We start from the raw sequence: 14,734 nt of genomic DNA, 5'->3' as shown, positions 1-14,734 counted from the left end.
AGAAAAAGAAAAAGAAAAGGCCCGTCTCCGGGCATATACAGGTGAACATGCGGATAAACAGTCTTGGACCAGGTTTACCAGCGTGTTCTCCCTGATATGTGGAGACGGGCTTTTTTTAATGTCTTCTATTATTTATCCGAAGAAGCATCCGGGCTCAAATCACATTCTTTTAATGGCACGATTTTAGTACGTTTGGTCCATTTGTAGCCGAGCCACAGCAGAAGGAATAGCGGCACACTCATGTACGTAGCGATCATCGTTTTCCAGTCAATCTCCTGTCCGGTGAAGGCATCCGCCCCTTGCCCGATAATGACAATGATACACAGAGCGAAGGCGAACAACGGGCCAAATGGGAACCAACGGGCTTTGTATGGAAGCTCACTCAGACTGTGACCCTGTGCATTAAAGGCACGGCGGAAACGATAATGGCTGACTGCAATTCCGACCCACGTAATAAATCCGCACATTCCAGAAGCATTCAGCAGCCAGTTATAGACTACACCGTCTCCATACAGGGAGGCGAGAAAGGCTAGCATACCGACAGCGGTCGTGATCAGCAGCGCGTTCATAGGAATGCCGCGTCTATTGATACGTCCGAGGAAACGCGGGGCTTTACCTTCTCGTGCCAAAGCGTACAGTACCCGAGTGGCCGCGTACATACCCGAGTTACCTGCCGACAATACGGAAGTCAAAATAACGGCGTTCATAACAGAGGCAGCAATCGCAAGCCCTGCTTTTTCAAATACGAGCGTGAACGGGCTGACCCCGATATCACTGATATCTCCCCGCAGCAGATTCGGATTGGTGTACGGAATGATCAATCCAATCACGAGAATTGCGAGAATATAAAAGAACAGGATGCGCCAAAAGATTTGACGGATGGCGCGCGGCACATTTTCACGCGGATTTTCGCTCTCTCCTGCGGCTACCCCAATCAGCTCCGTTCCCTGAAAGGAAAAGCCCGCTGCCATGAATACACCCAGTACAGCAAAGAATCCACCATGGAACGGGGCGTCTCCTACCGTGAAGTTGGCAAAGCCGACCGCAGGACCACCCATAATGCCGAAGATCATCAGCACACCTACAGTCAAAAAGATGACCACAGTCACAATTTTAATCATGGCGAACCAGTATTCAGACTCACCGTAGCCTTTGACGGTCAACGCGTTCAGTGCGAAGATTACGGCCAGGAATAACAGACTCCACCAGGCAGAGTGACTTTCCGGGAACCAGTATTTGATCAGCACGGTCGCTGCTGCCAATTCGGCAGCAATCGTCACCGCCCAGTTGTACCAGAAGTTCCAGCCCATGGCGAAACCAAAAGCCGGATCGACGAAGCGACCTGCATAGGTGTTAAAAGAGCCGGATTCAGGCATAAATGTAGCCAACTCACCGAGGCTGGTCATAAGGAAGTAGACCATGAGGCCAACTGCTGCATAAGCCAGCAGGGCACCACCGGGTCCAGCTTCGGCAACTGCGCCTCCACTGGCGAGGAACAGACCTGTTCCGATAGAACCGCCGAGGGCGATCATCGTCATATGGCGGGCTTTGAGACTTTTACGCAAGGTTCCGTCAGATGTTGCTCTGTGTTGCACGTTCAAACACTCCTTCATGAAATTGTATTTCATGTCAGGGCAAGAGCTAGAAGGAGGGGGAGTATATAAATCAAAAAACCGCAGGGAATACGCCTGCGGTTTTGTCTATGCATTCCGCACCATACCTTCTTCTATAACAAGATAGCTCAACACACGTGTCTGTGTTAGGACAGCGTGTGACAGTTCTGCTCCTTTCGGTTAGCAGCCCCAGCATTCGGAGTATTTACAAAGAGTCAGCTCCGCATACTTCGGCGGGTGTACCTTTCCACTGGAATCTCAGACGGCTCTTATCGTCTCCTCCGGTGTACCGATTACATCCGCGACCTCTACCTCATCATAAAACAGGGTTGATGAGGTGTATGACATGATATTTTATTGTATAGCGAATTACAGTATATCGTACCTGTACATCTTCTGACAATCGACAATTTTTTGAAAATCACTCGTAGAATCTTAAATTAAGAGTTCCGCTTGGCCATCTGCTGCCAAACTGTGCCCGCGGCTTGTTCGCCTGATTCGATGCGTTCCAGCGCCATTTTAGCCTGTAGACTGACCTCGAATTCGGGATCATCGACCGCCTTCTCCAACGCATCACGCGCATCCTCGGTTCCCACCTCGTATAAAAAACGTGCCGCCCGCCAGCGCACCAACTTGCTGCTATCCGACAGGGCTCCGATCATTGCACTGGTAGCGACCGGATCGCCGATGTCCGACAACGTGTCGCCTGCGGTGCGGCGTACTGCCGCTGAAGGATCGCGCAGCGTCTCGGCTAGCAGTTCCATCGCCTCCGGTGAGCGAATATCGCCCAGATAGACGACGCCCAGTCGCCGCAGCTGCATTTTGTCGTCATGCAGCGCTTGCCGAATAAGCGGCAAATGCTCGGGCGTCGGGTCCAGCCGATCCAGCGCAGCGTAGCGTGTACGCCAATCTTCGTGTTGCAGGGCCTGCTCCAGCTCGGCATCGCTCCACTCGCGGCGTTCCTCCACGAATTCGCTGTTGTTTGCGCCGTGGGCAATCGCTTGTTGGATAATCTGCTCCAGCCGCTCTTGTGGAAAGGCTGCCTCCAGTTCCTGCTCAACCTCACGTGCAATGTCCGGCAGTTCACCATAGCGGACGCCGTAATCACTCAGCTTGCGTTCCTTAATCAGCGTTGCGCTCGCTACACGGGTAACGGCTTGCACAAAGCGGTCGGACAAGGAGATTCGTTCCTCCTGCTGCCCTGCCTTGACTCGAATTTGCATAGGAAGGCCGCGAAAAAATTGCACAAAAACCTGTGCCTCGCCAAACGCTTCTCCAGAGGTTTCCTCTGGCAAATCCCAATTGGCGTCAGCGCCTTCCTCGCCTAGCTGATCTCGGACTTGACCCAGAATGGTAGACCAATCTGCATTCCCTTTGCGGTCAAGGGCTACGAAGTCGGTTGTGTGAAACACGCTTTTGACCCCTTCAATGCCCAGCATGCGCCGGATAAATGGGGGAGCGGAACGCTCATTGTCTCGTGTATATGTTCTGCGGATACCCGCTTCCAGTCGCTCATCCAGATGCAGCATCATGGTGTTCGGACTGGGAGTTGGCTCGATAGATGTTATTTTCATAGCTCAGTACAGCCTCCTGTTCAAAAGTTCTCCATATATAGCTTATCTGTATTGTAACTCATTCTGCGAATGTCTCCAAAGAGAAGTTCGCGTTTCACAGGAAAATGCAATGACATATATCACGATGATTCATATAAACATGGCTGATGAATATGGAGGTTTTTTTAATAAAAACAGGATGCTATATAAGCCGAACTCGAAAAATTAACATGAAACGGAGTAGGCGGAATGGTGCTGTACAAGCGTAGCGGTCGCTTTTGTCCCCGGATTTCTACCCTAATCATAGGCTTTATTCTAGAAATCTGGGGGCGATGGGAAGCACCATCCGAATGCGCAGGGAGGCGATAAATCCCACAGACAGAACTGCCGCCAGCAGCATAAATGTAGTCATCTGATTGCCGCCATTCCCCATCAAACGAATGGAGAGCATAGGAGCTAGACTTGTACCGGCAAACAGGATGAAGGTATATAGTGAGACAGCTATAGCTCTCGCTGCACCGCCGAGCTGGCCGACGATTGCTATGAGTGAAGGAACACTCAGGGCAATGCCGCTGACAAAGCATACACTCAACACCACGATAGTCATAAGAGAGTGTGTCATTCCCATCAGCGCCAAACTCAGAATGGAAAGAATAAGAGCTGTACGTAATATAAGGTGCACACCGTATTTCTGGGCTAGCTTTCCTGCGAATGGTGAAAGGAGCATGCCGATGATACCAGCGGATCTGACATAAAGCATCTGTCGGCTATTCAGGCCAAATTCAGGGCCGCCAAGATAGTTACCCAAAACCGTATACATGCTCACAAAGGACATCAGGAGAACAAAAGCAACCGTGTAGCTTAACCATAAAGGATACGAGCGCAGAACAGTCCCCAACTGACCGAAGGCTGCCCAAATGCGAACCCCTCGTTGAGGGGAGGGAGCTTTAGGCAGGAAAAAAAGAACGATCAGGAAGGTGATTGCGTACAAAACACCTAGCATTCGAAATACCATATTCCATCCTATTTGTTCGCTGATGATAATACTAAATACCTGTCCAGCAATACCTGCCACTAGAAAACCAGTGCTGATAAAGCCGATAGCCGTTACCCGTTTTTCGGTTGGAAACATATCTACGGCGTATGCGAGAGCAACAGGGGAAAAGGTGGCTGCCGCCAAACCCTGAAGCAAGCGCAACACAACTAATACAGAATACTGATTGGTTAAGCTGAGGGATAACGAAAGGATCGTCAATGCGAGCAGTCCGGCAACGATAACCTGCTTTCGTCCAAAGCGGTTAGACAATCCACCATAAACAAGACATCCCGCCGCAAAGCCTAAGGAAAAGATACTGCCCGGTAGGGCTGCTTCGGCAAGCGTTTTTCCAAACACTTTAGCAAAAAGAGGGACCAAAGGGATCGTCACATACAGGCTGGACATAACGGCAACCGCTGACCAGCATAGGATTACAGTCATCCATGCATAAGGGAGAGCCACATTTTCTTTCTGTATAACGGTATGATTGGTTCGTAATTTACTCATCAATTGAACACTCCTTGATCATAAAATAAGTGGCTTGGTAATACACGAAATTAAATATATTAGGTAACCTAATTATATGTTTAAAAAAAATTTATCTGCCCACCCCCAATCTGTTTTCCATATGATGATGGATTTTTTCTATAATCCGCGAAAAAACGACCTGCTCCTCAGGCTCCAAAATACTCGCTAGAGAAGCACAGGAAGACCAAAATACAGGAAGCACTTGCTGTACAAGATGAGATCCCCCTTCTGTAATGCGCACATGAATTTTGCGTCGATCTGAGGAATTATGTTCTCTGATAATCCAGCCTCGTTGCTCTGTCCAGTCTAGGAGAGATGTAACAGATGCACGACGAATTCCCAGACGGTCGGCAATCATTGAAGGGCTCATCTGAGCCTGGGATTGGTGTAGTGTCAACAGCAACAATAAATCTAGCTTACTCTCTGTCAGGCCATAAGCAGCTAGATCCAAATCTATTGCGTCGAGCGTATTATCACCCGTCCATAGCAAGAAGAGACCAATACGGGCGAGTTGTCGATTCGTTTCTGCAAGAGCAGTTTGATCCATTAGCTCCAGATAAGGTTCTGGACCCAGACGGGGAAGAGGTTGCTGGACGGTGTCCCGCATACTTTGTTTTGGTGGCATACATTCACTCTTTTCATATAATTAGGTTATCTAACTATATATCAATATAGCGTATTGAAATGCATAAAACAATATCTAAAAAGAAATACTGCTACATTCAATGCAGAAGCAGGGTTAAAACTCGACAGAATGAACCAAACTGTGAATAGGTTACCAAAATGCGCCAATAGATAAGTGAAGGAGGCGTTCCTATGTTCCGCAAGCAGGAAAGAACGCTCATTATTGTATGTATAGTAATTGCGGCCATTATGCTATATGCCGTAATTAAAAGCATAGCTCGCTTGACTCCTTAGTTGGTAATCCAGAGTGATCCGCGATGTTTAAAATGTGAAATGAAGGAGTGAAACCCATTTGTCTTCACTGGACCCTGTATTACTAAGCCGGATGCTGACCGGAATTACCCTGTTTGTTCATATCGTATTTGCATCTATCGGCGTCGGCGTACCCTTAATGATTGCACTAGCAGAATGGCGCGGGCTGCGAACTGGTGATCCGCATTATACCCTGCTGGCCCGACGGTGGGCGCGAGGGTTTGTCATTACCGTTGCCGTGGGTGTCGTTACAGGTACCGCCATTGGTTTGCAGCTCAGCTTGCTTTGGCCCACCTTTATGCGGGTGGCTGGACAAGCGATTGCACTGCCCCTGTTTTTGGAGACGTTTGCTTTTTTCATCGAAGCTATATTCCTGGGCATCTATTTGTATACTTGGGATCGGTTTAAAAGCAAATATTTTCACCTGATGCTGCTCATCCCGGTAGCGATTGCCTCATCTGCATCAGCGGTTTTTATTACGACTGTGAACTCGTTCATGAACCAACCTCAAGGCTTTACACTCAAAAATGGAGTCATGACAAATATTCATCCCATCGAGGCCATGCTAAATCCGGCTACGCCGACCAAAGTTTCTCATGTACTGGCTTCCTCGTATACATTGAGCGCTGGGGCGCTGATGGGACTGGCTGCTTACAGTATGCTGCGGGGACGTAATCACGCTTATTTTAAAAAGGCGCTGAAGCTCACTGCCACCTGTACCATTGTGTTTGCCATCAGTACAGTGATGATTGGAGATGCATCCGGTAAATTTCTGGCCAAATATCAGCCGGAGAAGCTGGCCGCCGCCGAATGGCATTTTGATACGATGACGCACGCGCCCTTCGTATATGGCGGATACATGGATAAGAACGGTGAAATCAAATATGCCCTGAAAGTGCCTTATGCACTTAGTGTGTTGGCCGGGAACCTGCCCAGTACGGAGGTCAAGGGATTAAATGATTATCCCGTAGATGAGCGTCCGCCCCTGTCTATCCATTATATGTTTGACCTCAAAATCACCACAGGGGTGCTGATTCTCGTCATTCCGCTGTTGTATCTGATCCGCAAGCGTTTGCCAGGTCGCAAACCATACCCCAGATGGCTGCTGTTGGCGCTCATTCTGGTGGGGCCAATGGCGATGGTAGCTATTGAGCTCGGATGGATGTTCGCGGAGGTCGGTAGACAGCCGTGGATTTTACGCGGATATATGAAGGTGTCCGAAGCAGCAACCACTTCTACGAGTGTTGGGTGGATGCTGGTGTTGTTTGTTATTTTGTATCTGGTGTTGTGCTTCTCGGCCATTAAGGTACTCAGCAAGCTATTTCGCAATAAGGATGCGGTGGAAGAGATAAGACAGCTCGGCCTGGAAGGGGCTGATGGTAAGTGAGCTATGAAATTGTAGGCATCGCCATTTTGTGGACGTTCCTGTTCGGATATTTGCTTATAGCATCTATTGATTTTGGTGCAGGGTTTTTCAGCTTTTACAGTGTGTTAACAGGCCACCAGAACAAAATCCACAATATTATTCAACGGTATCTATCCCCGGTGTGGGAGGTAACAAACGTATTTCTCATCTTTTTTGTGGTGGGATTAAACGGGTTCTTCCCGGATGCGGCATATTACTATGGTACGGCGTTACTCGTTCCCGGCAGTATTGCGATTGTACTTCTCGCCATCCGGGGAGTGTATTATGCATACAATACGTATGGGCATTCCGGCACCAATAATATCGTCTACATGGCGTTGTACGGTGCGACAGGGTTACTGATTCCGGCAGCACTGTCGACGGTCCTCGCTATATCGGAAGGCGGCATTATTGTGGAGAACAGTACAGGTGTGCACCTGCAATGGGGGCAGCTATTAAGCAATCCCTACACGTGGGCGGTTATTTTTCTGGCGTTGGTAAGCGTACTGTATATCTCGGCGATGTTTTTGGCCTATTATGCCAAAAGGGCAGGAGACAAGGTCGCTTTTGAAATCGTACGAGGATATGCACTGCTTTGGAGCGGTCCAACGATTGTTGCGAGTCTGCTCGCATTTTTTCAGATTAACAAACAAAATCCAGATCATTTTACCAATATGCTGAACATAGCCTGGATGTTTGTCGCATCCTTCATATGCTTTGCGGGAGCAGTTTATCTGGTATGGCAGCGGCGGCATCTAGGGGTTTCGTTCATATTGGTGATGCTGCAATTTGCATTTGCCTGGTATGGCTACGGCCGCTCGCATCTCCCGTATGTTCTGTATCCCTACATTAATGTCTACGACAGCTTTACAAATTCTACGATGGCGTATGCGTTGATTACGGCGTTTGTTGCGGGTCTGCTGGTGCTGATCCCTTCGCTGATCCTGATATTAAGATTGTTTCTGTTCGATGCAAAATATGTGCGCGGACATGAAGGGAAGAAAGGGTGAGTTAGAGTGGCTGCTTTCGAGCATTTTACGATTATGTATGAGTCACCTATCATTATCGTCGTGGCGATTGTGTTTTTGTTTATTTATTCGGCACGCTTTAAAAATCCACAAGATTGACAACAACAGGTGGAACAGGCCTTCCTGATTGATCCGGGAGGTCTGTTTTTGCTGTATTATCGCAGAATTTCCTTTACAGACGTGATTGAATTATACTTTACATAGATCAGGATGTTGCATCATTTTATGTTCACACTCGAATGACAATATATAGTTAAATTGAACCGCTGCGTTTTTTGGAGAACGGGTTCATCAGGGAGGGAGCTGCATCATGCCCAAAGTTCGCTTTAACAATATGGATCATGTAAATACCGATAAAACCATCAAGCAATTCAGACAATGGCGGCAAGAGCGACGCAGCAAAATAAAGGATTATACGTTCGTTGTGCCAAACCATCCCCCGGAGCTGGAGTTTCTGCATAGCAATCGGGAGATGGCGACAGCCACCTGGGTGGGACATTCCACCTTTTTCATCCAGTATCTTGGGCTGAATATCATCACCGATCCGGTGTGGGCAGAGCGTATGGCTTTTGATAAAAGGTTGGCCCCGCCCGGCATTCGCATCCAGGATGTACCACCACTAGACATCATTCTGCTGTCTCATTCACACTATGATCATTTACATTTAGAATCCTTACGGAAATTATATCGTGCAAATACGCTGATGCTTGTACCCACAGGGTTAAAGGCAAAAATGATCCGCAAAGGTTTTCGTAACTGTCATGAGCTGCAATGGTGGGAGCATTTTACGGTAGGAGGGGTACGATTTACATTTGTTCCAGCCCAGCATTGGACACGACGCACGCCGTTTGATACGAACACTTCGCATTGGGGTGGATACGTTCTGCAAAGTGAACAGCAGGTGATTGGCTCTGCCACGTCCGTCACGGAATCTCATCCTCATTCGAATACAGATTCAGAGCATACACCGACGTTGTATTTTGTGGGAGACACTGGATATTTTCGTGGGTTTAAGGAGATTGGCGAGCGCTTTGCCATTGACCTGACCTTTATGCCGATTGGCGCGTATGAACCGGAATGGTTCATGACCTCGCAGCACGTGACACCGGAGGAGGCATTGCAAGGGTTTGTAGATTGCGGCGCAGATCAGATGATTCCGATGCACTACGGAGCCTTCAAACTAGCGGATGATACGCCAAGAGAGGCGCTGGATCGTCTCGAAGCGGAGCGTGAGCGTATGGGTATTGCGAAGGAACGCATTCATGTTCTAGGGCACGGAGAGACGCTGAAAATTGGACGTCGCTGTTCAACTACAATCTGAGAGATTCGACATCATCCTTATATAAGAGGATTTTGCAAAATCCTGATAAACAAAGCGGCTCGGCAGACAATTAACTTTGCCTGCCGAGCCGCCTTTTTTGGTTTTTAGCTATAATGCAGGGTTAAACTGCTTCGGAATCACTTGCCAAAGAGGAATCGCTGTTGGCGATGGGATGACGAACGATTTTAACTTCATAGAACGTGATTTTATTTTCAATAATATAGTCCGGAATTTGACGATGGCTATGGGATTCGCGGAAAGCTTCGCTTTTCGTCCAGCCTTGGAAGTTCTCTTTTTCTTTCCATCGTGTACTGATCGTTACTTCCTCATAATCCTCCGTGTTTTCAGTCAGCAGCACTTCCAGACCGAGAAAGCCTTCCATTTTTTCAACTTTTCCTTCTTTGTTAAATCTTTCGATGAGTAGATGTGCATTGCCCGGTGTGATTTTAGATGTATTTGTTACGATAACCATATTAAATTCCTCCTGAATGATGTGGTATGGTCGGTATAATAACCGGATAGCCATCCTCAAATTTGATGGTAGCGTTCATTTCATAAATGTCGCGAAGAAAAGCAGACGTCAAAATCTCATGGGGTTCGCCGGCAACGGTGATTCGTCCCTTTTTAAGCGCAATCATATGATGACAATAGGCCGCAGCTTGCTGCAAATCATGTAGTACCATAACAATCGTCAAGCCGGACTCGTGATTGATACGCCGCAGCATATCCATAACTTCAAATTGGTGGGCGATATCCAGAAAAGTGGTCGGTTCATCGAGCAAAAGAATACCCGTTTGTTGGGCCAAGGCCATTGCAATTCGCGCTTTTTGTTGTTCACCTCCCGATAGAGTATGGAACATCCGATCCGCATAGGGCTGGATACCCGTGATCTTCATGACATGGTCCACGATTTGCTGGTCCTGTCCGGTATAGCGTACCTTCAAGCCCTTGGCATGAGGAGATCTTCCGTAAGCGACCAGCTCGCGGACCGTCAATAACGGCAGCATATCCTTCATTTGCGGTAGCATTGTAATCGTCTGGGCAAAATCACGCCGCTTGTATTCCTGCACGGGCTTGCCCAATACGGAAACCTGACCCTGATCCTGCTTGAGCAACCGGGTCATAATCCGCAAAAGCGTGGATTTGCCTGAACCGTTCGGCCCGACGATCGCGGTGAGCTGACCAGCAGGCAAGGTGATATTCACATCGACCAGCTTGAAATACCCACGTTGTAAGGAGATATGCTCACCCTGAATGGCTGTCATCCGAAATTCCCCCGTTTCTTGAGTAAGATTAAGAAGAACGGTGCCCCAATGACGGCCAGCAAAATACCTACAGGCAGTTCAATCGGGTCAAACCAGGATCGCGCCACCGTATCTGCGAGAACAACCAGCGTTCCGCCGCCCACAATGGAAAGGGGAAGGAGGAAACGATAATCTTCCCCGATTAGCAGCCGTATGACATGGGGAACGACCAGTCCTACAAAGCCGATCAACCCGGCTACACTGACTGCTGTACCGGCCAGCAGGGCAGAAAGCAGGATAATGAGCATACGTTGAAGCTCTACTCGCTGGCCCAGCAGCTGTGCTGAATCGTCGCCCAGTAGCAGTAAATTAGCAGGTTTAATCGCAAAGAAAGAGGCGATTAATCCAATGATGGCGTAAGGCGCCATGAACTCCAGATGATGCCAGCTTCTTCCGTTTAATCCGCCGGATAGCCAAGGAAGAACGGCCTGTACGCGGTCGCTGAACATGACCATTACGCCGTTGGTGAGTGCGCCCAGCAGCGCATTGATCGCAACGCCAGCCAGCACAATTTTGACAGGCGACGCCCCTCGGTCCCAAGCCAGCAGATAAATGACGATTGCGCTCAGAAAGGCTCCCAAAAAGGCGGTTATCGGAAGAAGGTAGCTAAGCTGGGGAAGCATCACCATCGTAATGACGGCGGCCAGTCCACCTCCAGCCGATACACCAATAATGCCAGGGTCAGCCAATGGATTTTTCATGACACCTTGAAGAAGGGCTCCGGAAGCTGCAAGACAAGCTCCTACCAGTAAACCTACTAATACTCTGGGTAGCCGGAGATCCATCAGGATCGTGCGATATGTAGATTCATCATTATGTAGCAAAACATGATTGATTTCTTGAAGTGGAATCGACACCGAACCGTAGGCCAGACCGTACACAGAGACGGTCAGCAGTAGAATCGGAAGGGTAATCCAGGCGATGGTGCGTCTTCTGGCGCGCTGTAGTTTGTTCATTGCCATCGCCTATTTCGCCGGATACAGCTTTTGATGCATCAAATCCAGCGCTTTAGTGACCCGTGTGCCCGGATTCGTACCGAACAGATCTGAAGGTAAAACCTCGACCTGATTGTTTTTGACTGCTCGGATTCCGTTCCAAGCTGCATTTTCCTGCATTTCCTTTATAAATGCAGTTTTAACATCTTCTGTATTGCCATGAGTCATGATGAAGATGTAGTCAGGGTCAGCCTGTATGATGCGTTCTGTGTTCAGCTGCGCATATTGTGGGAAATTTTGCAGGCCCGGAAAATCAGCGGCGATGTTAGAGCCACCCGCAGCTTCCAGAATGTTTCCACTCAGTGAATTCGGTAGTGCCGCCATGTACGTAGCCGGGGCTCCGTAGACGAGCAATACCTTCGGTTTGGAGGCAGAAGCGGTTTCCTTTTGTAGCTTGGTTACTTGTTGGTCAATTTGCTGGTTCAGCTTTACGGCCCCGGCTTGCTTTTGTAGTAATTGTCCGAACAGTGTAATTTGTGTCTGGATATCCTGAACTGAATTGGCACTAGTCAGCAGCAGCTGTGAACCTACTCCTTCAATGGCTGGAATGTCTTTTTCATTCATAGGATAATTGCCTAGCACGACATCCGGTTTGAGCATCGTAATTTTCTCCAAATCTACTTCATGAGTGGAGCCTATTTGCTGAACGTTCTCAGCAGCAGGTACGACGACAGGTCCATTGGAGTTGGGTCTTCCTACGGCTGTCCCGCCCAATGCGTATATAATATCCAGATCGCCATTGCTGAGCGCAACGATATGTTGAGGAACCTTTTGAAACGCCAACGTCCGTTTTGAAAAATCAGTAACTTGGATGGCTGCACTGCTTGTCGTGCCAGAAGTGGCAGATACGGAGGCACTGGTTGGTTTATGATCTGTGGTCGGGGCACCATTACTACATCCGGTAACTGCCAATAAAAGCACTGCGGACGACCACAACATATAAGATTTCATGTTATTCCTCCTGCAATTTTCGAGTTAAACAATAATGATAATCATTTTCAATTATATATAAGAGAATGATAATGAATATCACTGGGCAATGTCAATTAAAAAAACAAAATTTTTAAATAAATTTTGAACTAAAAATAAAAGGGATATATTCGAATTAAAGAAGAAGGAACTACAAATTTTTCTTAAAAAATAGCATATATCAAGGGATTTCGTACACGCAAATACATATTGACATTTTCGAAAAGTGTAAGATATATTGGTGATGGGTTTACTTTATTTTGCGAAATTATGGAATAGAGAGGTGGGGAGACAAGCTCGAAAAGAGCTATTTTTTTTAAATTACCAATTGAGAATGATAATCAATTAGTTTATTCTCGTGGGGAGGGACTGCTGTCAAAATGAAGAAGGGGTATTCTGCAATTATTGCTGTGTTTCTGCTGGTGAGTGTGCTGAGCTTTTGGCCAACTTCGTCATCTGTAGGAGCCGCTACGGCTTCTCCAAAATTGGCGGATGGTACATACACGCTCAAATACAATATCCTCAAGGCAGAAAATGACTCGGTGTCCATGGCTAATGATTATTTTGAAAAACCAGCTAAGTTGTATGTGAAAAAAGGTCATATGACCATGCAAATTAAGCTGAATCATAGCGAATGGACAACCGGGTTTAAAGTAGATTACAAAGGCAAAATCATCGATACCAAGGTCATCCATAAGGATGCCAAAACCGATACCCGCACCGTACAATTTCCAATTACGAGTGTGAACAGCCCGCTAATCTCTAAAATCCATGTTACTGTCCCTGCGTATAACTACGATCATGACTATACGATCCGCTTCGCTTTTGATTCCAAAAGTGCCAAAAAAGTAGCAGCCGTCCAGTCAGCAAAATCAACTAAATCTTCCAAGAAGTAAATTCAAGCCATCTCTATCGTTCATAAAATCAACACAAATTCAAGCATAGAAAATGGAGGAGTGTGTGTAGATATGAATATGGTAATGAATCGCTTTGAGCAATTTTCTTTTAAGAAGGTATTCGTAGCATTGATCATGACAGCGCTTGTTTTTGCACTTGTTGCTCCATTCTCAGCTAAAGCGGCAGCAGCCGACGGCACGTACAACGTAGACTACACCGTTCTGAAGGATCAAACCAATGAGACTTCTCGATTGGATAGCTACCTGACGAAGCCTGCTCAGGTTACGGTAGCTAACGGCAAAAATGTCGTTCGTCTGACTGTGAAAAGTAGCAATCTGATTACAACGTTCAAAGTAGAGCAAAATGGCGTTCTGCAAGATGCGACTGTAGTAAGCACAGATACTGCTAGCAACACTCGTGTAGTGGAATTCGAAGTTGCTGATCTGAATGCAAAAGTGAATGCTTACGCTGAAATCACAATCCCAGTAATCGGCTACACAGGCAAGTATGATGTACAACTGCAATTCGACGAAATCTAATCCAAAATAAAACGTAAAGGAGATTAAGAACATGAACATGATTATGAATCGTATGGAAAAATTGTCTTTGAAAAAAGTAATGCTTACTGTACTGATGGCAGCGCTTGTTTTTGTGGTACTAGCTCCATTTTCTGCCAATAAGGCGAATGCGGCTTTGCCTAATGGGACGTATCAATTGCCTTATACCGTTTATAAAGATGGAACCACTCAGCCATCTTACATGGATACAAACGGTTATGTGAAAAAACCAGCCACACTGATTGTTACGAATGGTCAATATAAAGTGCGAGTAGCTATTACCAAGAGTGCATGGGTTACTGAATTCAAAACTCAGCAAAACGGTCAGTATGTGAATGCGACTGTGGTAAGCACATCAGGGGATACAAGAATAGTCGAATTCCCTGTAACTAGCTCGTCTCAAAAATTGAACGTTAAACTGCATGTAAGTGTGCCTGCAGAATACACTGGTGGTATTCCATACGATCACGACTATGTTGTTCAATTCCAATTCGACGACAGCGATATCTAAGGCTTCTTTTTGAAAATATAATTTTGAATTGAATACTCATTGGAGCTTACTTTCAATGCTCCAAATGAGTATATTTTAAGT

Annotated in this window: 15 protein-coding genes and 1 riboswitch; of the genes, 7 read left to right on the top strand and 8 right to left on the bottom strand. The window is 47.1% G+C overall.

Translation table 11 applies throughout. From position 1 onward, the window contains the following. Positions 1–128 precede the first annotated feature (128 nt). The 4 genes from MLD56_RS21540 to MLD56_RS21525 form a co-directional block, all read right to left on the bottom strand. Positions 129–1,595 (bottom strand): amino acid permease, encoded by a 1,467-nt coding sequence (locus MLD56_RS21540; RefSeq protein WP_029519205.1) that lies wholly within the window; start codon positions 1,593–1,595, stop codon positions 129–131. A gap of 134 nt (positions 1,596–1,729) precedes the next feature. Further along, a riboswitch (Lysine riboswitch) is annotated at positions 1,730–1,932 on the bottom strand. Between the two features lie 121 nt (positions 1,933–2,053). Continuing rightward, positions 2,054–3,187 carry a virulence factor gene (locus tag MLD56_RS21535; protein ID WP_029519204.1) on the bottom strand — a complete coding sequence of 378 codons (1,134 nt, stop codon included), beginning with the start codon at positions 3,185–3,187 and terminating at the stop codon, positions 2,054–2,056. Between the two features lie 289 nt (positions 3,188–3,476). Continuing rightward, positions 3,477–4,709 carry an MFS transporter gene (locus MLD56_RS21530; protein ID WP_029519202.1) on the bottom strand — a complete coding sequence of 411 codons (1,233 nt, stop codon included), beginning with the start codon at positions 4,707–4,709 and terminating at the stop codon, positions 3,477–3,479. Between the two features lie 91 nt (positions 4,710–4,800). Further along, on the bottom strand, positions 4,801–5,355 hold the full coding sequence (locus tag MLD56_RS21525; RefSeq protein WP_029519201.1) for a MarR family winged helix-turn-helix transcriptional regulator: 555 nt from the start codon (positions 5,353–5,355) through the stop codon (positions 4,801–4,803). Positions 5,356–5,706: 351 nt separating this feature from the next. On the opposite strand from MLD56_RS21525, the gene MLD56_RS21520 reads away from it, so the two are divergent. The 4 genes from MLD56_RS21520 (at position 5,707) to MLD56_RS21510 (ending at position 9,420) form a co-directional block, all read left to right on the top strand. Then, a complete protein-coding gene (locus tag MLD56_RS21520; RefSeq protein ID WP_029519199.1) occupies positions 5,707–7,053 on the top strand; it encodes a cytochrome ubiquinol oxidase subunit I in 1,347 nt (448 codons plus the stop codon). Beyond that, positions 7,050–8,081, top strand: coding sequence for a cytochrome d ubiquinol oxidase subunit II (locus tag MLD56_RS21515; RefSeq protein WP_029519198.1), 1,032 nt, complete (start codon positions 7,050–7,052; stop codon positions 8,079–8,081). Before MLD56_RS21520 ends, MLD56_RS21515 begins: the two co-directional genes overlap by 4 nt. Before the next feature lie 6 nt (positions 8,082–8,087). After that, positions 8,088–8,198, top strand: coding sequence for a cytochrome bd oxidase small subunit CydS family protein (gene cydS, locus MLD56_RS26170; RefSeq protein WP_007432143.1), 111 nt, complete (start codon positions 8,088–8,090; stop codon positions 8,196–8,198). A 211-nt stretch (positions 8,199–8,409) separates the two neighbouring features. Next, entirely contained in the window at positions 8,410–9,420 is a 1,011-nt protein-coding gene (locus MLD56_RS21510) for an MBL fold metallo-hydrolase (RefSeq protein ID WP_029519196.1), read from the top strand. Positions 9,421–9,541: 121 nt separating this feature from the next. Here the strand turns inward: MLD56_RS21510 and isdG are convergent, their stop codons facing one another. From isdG to MLD56_RS21490, 4 genes are read right to left on the bottom strand one after another with little or no spacing between them, the layout of a single operon-like run. After that, entirely contained in the window at positions 9,542–9,892 is a 351-nt protein-coding gene (gene isdG / locus MLD56_RS21505) for a heme oxygenase (RefSeq protein WP_029519194.1), read from the bottom strand. Position 9,893: 1 nt separating this feature from the next. After that, entirely contained in the window at positions 9,894–10,685 is a 792-nt protein-coding gene (locus MLD56_RS21500; protein WP_029519192.1) for an ABC transporter ATP-binding protein, read from the bottom strand. Next, positions 10,682–11,680 carry a FecCD family ABC transporter permease gene (locus MLD56_RS21495; protein WP_029519191.1) on the bottom strand — a complete coding sequence of 333 codons (999 nt, stop codon included), beginning with the start codon at positions 11,678–11,680 and terminating at the stop codon, positions 10,682–10,684. Before MLD56_RS21495 ends, MLD56_RS21500 begins: the two co-directional genes overlap by 4 nt. A gap of 9 nt (positions 11,681–11,689) precedes the next feature. After that, the gene (locus MLD56_RS21490; protein WP_029519189.1) at positions 11,690–12,670 is read right to left on the bottom strand and encodes an ABC transporter substrate-binding protein; all 981 of its coding nucleotides are present in this window, start codon (positions 12,668–12,670) and stop codon (positions 11,690–11,692) included. Between the two features lie 398 nt (positions 12,671–13,068). On the opposite strand from MLD56_RS21490, the gene isdC reads away from it, so the two are divergent. From isdC to MLD56_RS21475, 3 genes are all read left to right on the top strand, one after another. Beyond that, positions 13,069–13,584, top strand: coding sequence for a heme uptake protein IsdC (gene isdC, locus MLD56_RS21485; protein ID WP_029519188.1), 516 nt, complete (start codon positions 13,069–13,071; stop codon positions 13,582–13,584). A 72-nt stretch (positions 13,585–13,656) separates the two neighbouring features. Continuing rightward, positions 13,657–14,124 carry an NEAT domain-containing protein gene (locus MLD56_RS21480; RefSeq protein ID WP_029519187.1) on the top strand — a complete coding sequence of 156 codons (468 nt, stop codon included), beginning with the start codon at positions 13,657–13,659 and terminating at the stop codon, positions 14,122–14,124. Positions 14,125–14,155: 31 nt separating this feature from the next. Continuing rightward, on the top strand, positions 14,156–14,653 hold the full coding sequence (locus MLD56_RS21475) for an NEAT domain-containing protein (RefSeq protein ID WP_029519186.1): 498 nt from the start codon (positions 14,156–14,158) through the stop codon (positions 14,651–14,653). Positions 14,654–14,734: the final 81 nt, after the last annotated feature.

The organism is Paenibacillus peoriae, assembly GCF_022531965.1.
Taxonomy (GTDB): domain Bacteria; phylum Bacillota; class Bacilli; order Paenibacillales; family Paenibacillaceae; genus Paenibacillus; species Paenibacillus polymyxa_D.
The sequence above is the reverse complement of the archived record's forward strand: the minus strand, read 5'-3'. Positions and strand labels throughout refer to the sequence as shown.